Origin of the sequence: Neorhizobium huautlense, from assembly GCF_002968575.1 — a bacterium.
GTDB lineage: Bacteria > Pseudomonadota > Alphaproteobacteria > Rhizobiales > Rhizobiaceae > Neorhizobium > Neorhizobium huautlense.
Map to the genome: position 1 here is coordinate 1 of NZ_PVBM01000117.1, position 419 is coordinate 419.

A 419-nucleotide genomic window follows, 5' to 3' on the forward strand; every position below is an offset into this window, starting at 1 on the left:
CACGCACGCGGCCCATTGAGGAGGCGATCAGCACCGCGGGCGGCGTTGCATTTGAAGCGCTGGATGCAAAGCTGATGATCGAGCGTCTGCCGGGCGTGTTCTGCGCCGGCGAGATGCTCGATTGGGAAGCGCCGACGGGCGGCTATCTGCTGACGGCGTGTTTTGCGAGCGGCGCCGCTGCCGGGCAGGGCGCGCTCGACTACCTGGCGAGGATGGCGCGCTGAATTCCTGGCTTACTGGCGTGCCTTCAGGCGCCACAGCGACGTGACCTCGGCAACGCGCGCGCGATAGAGCGGGTCGTTTTCATCGGACGCCTTCGGGTGCTTCGGCTTGATGTCCTCCCGACCCACCACCTGCAGGCCGGCCGCATCGATCATCGCCAGCAGGGCATCGCGCGTGCGCAGCCCAAGATGCTCGGC

At 67.5% G+C, this 419-nt stretch carries 2 protein-coding genes; one reads left to right on the forward strand and one right to left on the reverse strand.

Annotated features, from left to right (window positions below):
• A partial coding sequence (locus C5L12_RS27875) for an NAD(P)/FAD-dependent oxidoreductase (RefSeq protein ID WP_205839402.1) occupies nt 1-224 on the forward strand: 224 nt, incomplete at its 5' end.
• Nucleotides 225-233: 9 nt separating this feature from the next.
• Here the strand turns inward: C5L12_RS27875 and C5L12_RS27880 are convergent.
• Nucleotides 234-419 (reverse strand): hypothetical protein (locus C5L12_RS27880; RefSeq protein ID WP_342588651.1); only part of this gene is annotated, 186 nt, incomplete at its 5' end.